The following is a 7,800-nucleotide window of genomic DNA, read 5'->3' as shown; positions in this document are numbered from 1 at the left end:
GCTGCGGGGCCGGCGGCGGTGTGGCGCCGCCGTGCCAGCCGTGGGGGTACGGGTTCTGCGGGTACTGCGGGTAGCGCCCCGTCGACGGCCCGGGCCGGTAGTACTGCGGGGCGTCGTGCTGTCCCGGGTTGCTGCTCACGACCTCCACGGTAGCCGTGCCGGTGTCCGGTTTGCCACGTTCGGCGGTACCCGGCGCCGCGATTCACCCCTCACCGAGCGACCGCCCGGCACCACCCGGCGGGATCCGGCACCACCGGCCGGCCTCCGCGGCCCTGCGATGCCGTTCCTCCGGAACCGGAACCGGAACCGGAACCGGAACCGGAACCGGGACGCGGCGTCGGGCCCGGGTCTCGTCGAGGTCCCCACAGGGAGTGCGGCGAATTCGCTTACCCGGTAAGCGAATTCACGGACAGACGGCCCCGGGGGTCGCCGGCCGGTCGGCACGAATGGTGCCGGGCGGCCGAGCCGAGCAGCGCCGGTCGGATCCGACCGGCGACGCGCCCCGGGTGGGCGGGGTCAGCCCCGGTCGAGCCAGGTCGCGGCCTCGGTGGCCCAGTAGGTCAGGATCACGTCCGCACCGGCGCGGCGGATCGAGGTCAGCGTCTCCATGATGGTCCGCTCGCGCTCGAGCCAGCCCCGGGCGACGGCGGCCTCGACCATCGCGTACTCACCGGAGATCTGGTACGCCGCGACGGGCACGTCGGCGACGTCGGCCACCCGGGCCAGGATGTCCAGGTAGGCCAGGGCGGGCTTCACCATCACCATGTCGGCGCCCTCGTCGAGGTCGAGTGCCAGCTCGCGCAGCGCCTCGCGGGCGTTGCCGCCGTCCTGCTGGTAGGTCTTGCGGTCGCCCCTGAGCTGCGAGTTCACCGCCTCACGGAACGGGCCGTAGAACGCCGAGGCGTACTTGGCGGTGTAGGCGAGGATGCCGGTGTCGGTGAATCCGGCCTCGTCGAGCGCGGTGCGGATGACGCCGACCTGGCCGTCCATCATCCCGCTGGGGCCGACGAGGTGGGCGCCCGCACGGGCCTGCTCCACGCCCATCCGGGCGTAGATCTCCAGCGTCGCGTCGTTGTCGACGCCGCCGTCGGCGTCCAGCACGCCGCAGTGCCCGTGGTCGGTGAATTCGTCGAGGCACAGGTCGGACATGACGACCAGGTCGTCGCCGACCTCGGAGCGCACGTCGCGCAGGCCGACGTTGAGGATCCCGTCCGGGTCGACGGCGCCGGAGCCGGTCGCGTCGTGGTGCTCGGGGACCCCGAACAGCATCACACCGCCGACGCCCGCGGCCGCCGCCTCCGCGACCGCCTTGCGCAGCGAGTCGCGGGTGTGCTGGACGACCCCCGGCATCGACCCGATCGGGACCGGTTCCGTCGCGCCCTCACGGACGAACATCGGCAGCACCAGCTGCCGCGGACGGACCTCGGTCTCGGAGACCAGCCGCCGCATCGCGGGGGTGGTCCGCAACCGTCGGGGACGCTGCGCCGGGAAACCCATGCGGACCAGGCTACGACCGCCCCGGACACAGGTCGGCCCCGCACCACCTCGGGAGGCGGTACGGGGCCCGACGGGAGCAGCTCAGCGGCGGCGCGCCTTCACCTTCTTCGGCGGCGGCAGGTTGCCCTCGGCGCGCAGCTTCGCGGTGTGGCTGGCCAGCGCGTCGACCAGGGTCGGGACGCGGGCCTCCTCCGGCTGCACGTCGACCCGCAGGCCGAACTCGCGCGCGGTCTCCGCGGTGGCCGGACCGATGCAGGCGACCAGGGTCCGGGCGTGCGGCTTGCCGGCGATGCCGACCAGGTTCCGCACCGTCGACGACGAGGTGAAGCACACCGCGTCGAAGCCGCCGGTCTTGATCGCCTCACGGATCGGCGCGGGCGGCGGGGCGGCCCGGACGGTCCGGTACGCCGTCACGTCGTCGACCTCCCAGCCGCGCTCCTGCAGCCCGGCCGACAGCGTCTCGGTGGCGATGTCGGCGCGCGGGAGCAGCACCCGGTCGACCGGGTCGAGCACGTCGTCGTGCGGCGGGAAGATGTCCAGCAGGCCCTCGGACGTCGAGGACTGGGACTCGTCGATGTCCGGGACGAGCTCGGGCTCGATACCGAACTCGCGGACCTTCTCCGCGGTCGAGCGGCCGACGCAGGCGATCTTCACACCGGAGAAGGCGCGGGCGTCGAGGCCGAACTCACCGAACTTCTCCCAGACGGCCTTGACCGCGTTGGTCGAGGTGAACACGACCCACTGGTAGCGGCCGTCGACGAGACCCTTGACCGAGCGCTCCATCTGCGCGGGCGACCGGGGCGGCTCGACGGCGATGGTCGGCACCTCCTCCGGGATGGCGCCGTGCATCCGCAGCCGCTCGCTCATCACGCCGGCCTGGTCCTTGGTGCGCGGCACCAGGACCCGCCAGCCGTAGAGCGCGCGCGACTCCCACCAGGACAGCTCGCCGCGACGACCGGCGGCCTCGCCGACGGTCAGGACGAGCGCGCCCTCGAGGTCGCCGCCGTCGGCGGCGATCCGCCCGACCGACGACGAAATGGTCCGCTGGGTGGAGGTGGTGCCGCCCGCGGTGATCGCGACCGGCGTCTCGTCCGGGACGCCCTGGGCGCTCAGACCGGCGGCGACGTCGCCGAGCAGCGCGCTCGTCGCGTGCAGCACGACCGGGCCCGGGCTCGCGGCCAGCGCGGCCCAGTCGACGCCCGCGCGGACGTCGGCCTCGACGTGCGCCGACCCGAGCGCGACACCGGCGTAGGCCGGGACCGCGGTCGAGGACGGGACGCCGGGGACGACGTCGAACGGCGTGCCCGAGGCGGACACGGCCATCGCCTCGGCGACGACGGCGTCGTTGGTCAGGGGGTCACCGGAGACCAGCCGGGCCACCGAGCGGCCCTGGCCCGCCTCGGTGAGCAGGTCGCTCGCGATGTCGGCGGGCTGGCCGACGGCCGGGCGCACCTCGGCGCCGTCGGCGGCCAGGGCGAGGATGCCCTCGGGCACGTCCGGGTCGGTGATGACCAGCGGCGAGCCGGCGAGCACGTCCCGGGCGCGCACGGTGAGCAGCGCCGGGTCCCCCGGTCCGCTGCCCACGAAGGCGATCCGCCCCGAGGGGTTGGCAGGTCCTGTCATTGAAGAAACTCCCGAATCAGCGGTTGGCGGGACCACCGGGACCTGCGGGGGGCAGGTCCTCGGCTCCCAGGTCGAGAAGTTCGAGGGCGACCGCGGCCCCGATCTTCTCTGCGTCGTCCATGTCTCCGGTGGCGGAGGCGCGCACCACGTCGCCCCCCGCGATGTCCCCGATCCCCAGCGCGCCGCGCAGCGACAGCCGGTCGACCGCGCGGCCGTCGTCGTCGAGGTCGGAGACGACCTCGGCGAGCGCCCCGACGGGGGTCGTGCACTCGGCCTCCAGGCCCGCCAGCACCGCACGCTCGGCGGTGACGGCGAAGCGCACGCCGCTGTCGTCCAGCACCGCGGCCAGCACCGACACCAGATCGGTGTCGGCGGTGCGGCACTCGATCGCCAGCGCACCCTGGGCGGGGGCGGGCAGCATCTGCAGCGGGTCGATCAACTCGTCCGCCTCGTCGACCCGGCCCAGCCGGCGCAGCCCGGCCGCCGCGATCACCACGGCGTCCAGCTCGCCGGAGCGGACCTTCCCGATCCGGGTGTCCACGTTCCCGCGGATCGGCAGCACCTCCAGGCCCTGGCCGAGCGCGTGCAGCTGCACCGTCCGGCGCGGGGACCCGGTGCCGACCCGGGCACCACGGCCCAGCTCGCCGAGCACCCGACCGCCGGTGACCAGCGCGTCGCGGACGTCCTCGCGCTCCGGGATCGCCGCGATCGTCAGCCCGTCGGGCTGTGCGCTCGGGAGGTCCTTGTACGAGTGCACCGCGACGTCGATCTCGCCCGCGTACAGCGCGTCGCGCAGCTGCGAGACGAACACCCCCACCCCGATCTGCGGGATCGGCGCCGACGACCGGTCACCGCTGGTCGAGATGGTGACGAGCTCGCTCGGGTGCCCGGCGGCGGTCAGCCGGTCGGCGACGGTCGTGGACTGCGCGACCGCCAGCTTCGACGGCCGCGTGCCGATCTTCAGGACGCTCACGGGATCTGCTCCGGGGGACGGGACCCGATCGACGGCGTGGGGCCGAGCGGGGCGTTCAGGGCTGCGGTCACGTCGCCGCCGTCGACGCTCGCGTCGGAGCCCCGGACCGGGGCCGCGACCGCGGCGGCGGCCTGCGGGTCGAGCTCGAACAGGGTGCGCAGCGCCGCGGCGTAGCTGTCCCCGTCCGGGCCCTCGGCCAGGCGCTTCACCTGGACCGTGGGCGTGTGCAGCAGCTTGTCGACGACGCGGCGGACGGTCCTCGAGAGCTCCTCGCGGACGTGGCCGTCCAGATCGGGCAGCCGGGAGTCCAGGCGCAGCAGCTCGGCGTCGACGACCTCCGAGGCGCGCCGGCGCAGGGCGGTGACCGTCGGCGTGACCTCGGCCGAGCGCTGCCCGGCCAGGTACTGCTGGGCCTCGGCGTCGACCATCGTCTGGGCCGCGGCGACGGAGCCGCCGTCGGCGGTGTCGAGCAGCCGACGCTGCAGGGTGATGAGGTCGACCATGCGCACGCCGGCCAGCTCGCCGACAGCCGGGTCGACGTCACGCGGCAGGCCCAGGTCGCACACGACCAGAGGTGAGGTGCGGCCGGTCAGCGCCTCGGCGACCGGGGCCACGTCGACGACGTGCCCGATGGCGCCGGTACAGGCCAGCATCAGGTCGGCGTCGCGCAGTTCGTCGGCCAGGGAGTCCATCGGCGCGTAGCGCGCGTTGGTGCCCTGCTCGGCGTGCTCGAGGACCTTCTCCACGAGCCGCTCGCCGCGCTCGGCCGAGCGGTTCAGCACGACGATCTCGCCTGCCCCGGCACGACGCAGGTGCGCGGCGGCCAGCGCGCCCATCGCCCCGGCGCCGACGATCACGGCGCGGGTGCCGCCCAGGCCGACGCCGCCGAGCTCACGGTCGGCGTCGCGCAGTGCCTCGGACACCACCGAGGCGCCCGCCTCGTCGATGCCGGTCCCGGCGTGCACCCGCTTGCCGACGCGCAGAGCCTGCTGCACCAGCTCGTGCAGGACCTTGCCGACGGCGCCCGCGGCGTCCGCGGCCGCGTAGGCGCCGCGCAGCTGGCCGAGGATCTGCGACTCGCCGACCACCATCGAGTCCAGGCCCGCCGCCAGCGCGAACAGGTGCTGGACCGCGGAGCCCGCATAGTGCACGAACAGGTGCTCGGACAGCTCGCCGATGGGGAACCCGGCGTGGGTGCCGAGGACGTCGGTGACGTCGCCGAGGCCGCCGTGGAACGCGTCCACGACCGCGCAGATCTCGATCCGGTTGCACGTGGAGAGGACGACCGCCTCCTCGACGTGCGTGCGGTCGAGCATCTCCTCGAGAAGCTTGGACACGTCACCCGGAGCGACCGAGAGGCGCTCCAGCACCTCGACCGGCGCGCTGCGGTGCGACAGGCCGACCACGAGGACGCTCATGGCTCTACGACACCACCGATTCGTTCGTCTTGTCCGTCACCGCGGCGGCACCGGTGTGCCGTCGCGCCACGTGGAACGCGAGGACCTGCAGTTCGACCGACAGGTCCACCTTGCGGACCTCGACGTCGTCCGGGACCGTCAGCAGCACCGGAGCGAAGTTGAGGATGGACTGCACACCGGCCGCCACGAGCAGGTCGCAGACCTTCTGGGCCGCCGGGCCCGGCGTCGCGATCATCCCGATGGTGACGCCGCCACCGGCGCACACCTCGGGGATCTCGCGCACGTGCCGCACCCGGATGCCGTTGATCTCGCTGCCGACGAGGTCGTCGTCGACGTCGAACAGGGTGCTGACCGGGAAGCCGCGGCCGGCGAAGCCGGTGTAACCGGCCAGGGCGTGGCCCAGGTTGCCGACGCCGACCAACGCGACCGACTGCCGGTGGTCCATGCCCAGCTCGCCCTGCAGCCGTCCCTGCAGCGAGGTGACGTCGTAGCCGACGCCGCGCACCCCGTAGGAACCCAGGTAGGACAGGTCCTTGCGGAGCTTGGCCGAGTTGACCCCGGAGGCACCGGCGAGCTCCTCGGACGACACCGTCTCGACGCCGGCCTCGCGCAGCTCGCCGAGCACCCGCAGGTACACCGCGAGCCGGGACACGGTGGCCTCCGGAACCGGGCGCGCGGGGCGCTCGCCGTTGCCGTCGGGCGCGGCGGCACCGGACTCGGGCGGCAGGGTCACGGGCCGTCCTCCTCGGGCGTCGGTCGCGGGCGGCCGGGTCCCGGTGCCCGCTCCTGCTCGCGGGGGCTTGATCCGCGGGCGGTCGGTCATCGAAACTGGGCGTGCTCCGGTCGGGGGTGTGCAGGTGCCGGTCACCGGCGCGCTCGTGGCACGCCCGCTCACCGGCCGGACGGGCCGGTCGGGCTGCGGACGGACGAGGCCCGGCGTTCCCGGCGCCGCGGAGGCACCGTGCCACCGGGTCCGGCGACGGGAACCCACGGTAGCCGCTTGTGAAGGCACGCACAAAGTTGCGATCTTGGTCCTCTCCGTGCTCGGCCCGGGCCCCTGACCTGGAACTACCGGTGATCGACGGGCAGGAACCGCTCATCGTGCGACGAGTGCCACGTCGTTCTCCACGACACCACCGTCACGCATACCGTGCGACCACCCGTGACGCACCTCTCCGCCCGGGACGGCGCGACGAGGCCCAGGTCACGGTCCCTCGGGTCACCGCTTCTCAGGTGACCGTCGTTCAGGTCACCGTGACGGTGCGGGTCGGCCGGCCGGTCGCCGCGCCCGGCAGCGGGGAGCGGCGCTCGGCGGTCTGGACGACGCCGTCGCCGTCGGTGGCGCGGCACACCAGGGTGTACCCGCCCGGCGGCAGGTCCAGCTCGGCGCGCCACTGCCGCCAGGTGGCCCCGCCGGACGGCACCGGCGCGAGCTCCGCGGTGACCCAGGACCCGGCCGCGCCCCCGTCCTGCACCCCGACCTCGACCCGGCGGATCCCCCGGGGCACCGCCCAGGCGGAGCCGGTGACCACGACCCGGCCGGCGGGCACGCTCGCGTACGAGGCGGGCGACTCGATCCGCGCGGCGGTCTCCATCGGCCCGGGCGGCGCCCACCCGCGGTCGCGCCAGTAGTCGGCGCGGGCGGCGAAGGTGGTGAACTCGATGTCGGTGACCCACTTGGTGGCCGAGACGTAGCCGTAGAGCCCGGGGACGACGATCCGCACCGGGAAGCCGTGCTCGGGCGGCAGCGCGACCGGGCCGTCCGGTCCGGCCATCGCGACCGCGAGCAGCGCACCGCGGGCGGGGTCGAGCAGCAGCGACGACGGGCTGCCCGCCGTCCAGCCGTCGGTGGAGGTGGACAGCGCCTGGTCCGCCGCCGGGTCGGGCGCGGCGGCCGCGAGCAGCGGCGCGAGCTCCACCCCGGTGAACCGGGTGGTGGACACGAGGTCCCCGCCGACGTCGTTGGAGACGCACGCCATCGTCACCCAGCGTTCGACGAGCGGGCGGGCCAGCAGGTCGTCGAGGGTGAGGGTGAGCTCGCGCCCGACCCGCCCGTGCACCCGCAGGCTCCACGACGCCGGGTCGACCGACGGGACCCGCAGCGCGGTGTCGATCCGGTAGAAGTCGTCGACGGCGGTGGTGAACGCGGCCGCGCCCGGCACCTGCGCCCCGGCAGGCAGCGCCGGGGCGGGCGCGATGCGGCCCTGCGCGGCGAGCGTCCGGATCCGGGCGGTGAGCGCGTCGCGTTCGGGCCCGATCCGGCCCGAGGGCAGCAGGGGCGCGGCGACC

The 7,800-nt window shown here is 74.7% G+C and carries 6 protein-coding genes; all 6 read right to left on the bottom strand.

The features are described from left to right. Positions 1 to 516 precede the first annotated feature (516 nt). On the bottom strand, positions 517 to 1,497 hold the full coding sequence (gene hemB / locus NH602_RS25470; protein ID WP_073576566.1) for a porphobilinogen synthase: 981 nt from the start codon (positions 1,495 to 1,497) through the stop codon (positions 517 to 519). 81 nt (positions 1,498 to 1,578) lie between these two features. Beyond that, the gene (locus tag NH602_RS25465) at positions 1,579 to 3,120 is read right to left on the bottom strand and encodes a bifunctional uroporphyrinogen-III C-methyltransferase/uroporphyrinogen-III synthase (RefSeq protein ID WP_073576567.1); all 1,542 of its coding nucleotides are present in this window, start codon (positions 3,118 to 3,120) and stop codon (positions 1,579 to 1,581) included. A gap of 16 nt (positions 3,121 to 3,136) precedes the next feature. After that, a complete protein-coding gene (gene hemC, locus NH602_RS25460) occupies positions 3,137 to 4,093 on the bottom strand; it encodes a hydroxymethylbilane synthase (protein WP_073576568.1) in 957 nt (318 codons plus the stop codon). Next, positions 4,090 to 5,511, bottom strand: coding sequence for a glutamyl-tRNA reductase (locus NH602_RS25455; protein WP_253069115.1), 1,422 nt, complete (start codon positions 5,509 to 5,511; stop codon positions 4,090 to 4,092). The genes hemC and NH602_RS25455 overlap by 4 nt, the downstream gene beginning before the upstream one ends. A gap of 4 nt (positions 5,512 to 5,515) precedes the next feature. Then, complete coding sequence (locus NH602_RS25450) at positions 5,516 to 6,244, bottom strand: redox-sensing transcriptional repressor Rex (RefSeq protein ID WP_062403813.1); 729 nt, start codon at positions 6,242 to 6,244, stop codon at positions 5,516 to 5,518. Positions 6,245 to 6,755: 511 nt separating this feature from the next. Then, positions 6,756 to 7,800 (bottom strand): molybdopterin-dependent oxidoreductase (locus tag NH602_RS25445; RefSeq protein ID WP_253069114.1); only part of this gene is annotated, 1,045 nt, incomplete at its 5' end.

Origin of the sequence: Pseudonocardia sp. McavD-2-B (assembly GCF_024124365.1) — a bacterium.
Classification (GTDB): Bacteria; Actinomycetota; Actinomycetes; order Mycobacteriales; family Pseudonocardiaceae; genus Pseudonocardia; species Pseudonocardia alni.
The sequence above is the reverse complement of the archived record's forward strand: the minus strand, read 5'-3'. Positions and strand labels throughout refer to the sequence as shown.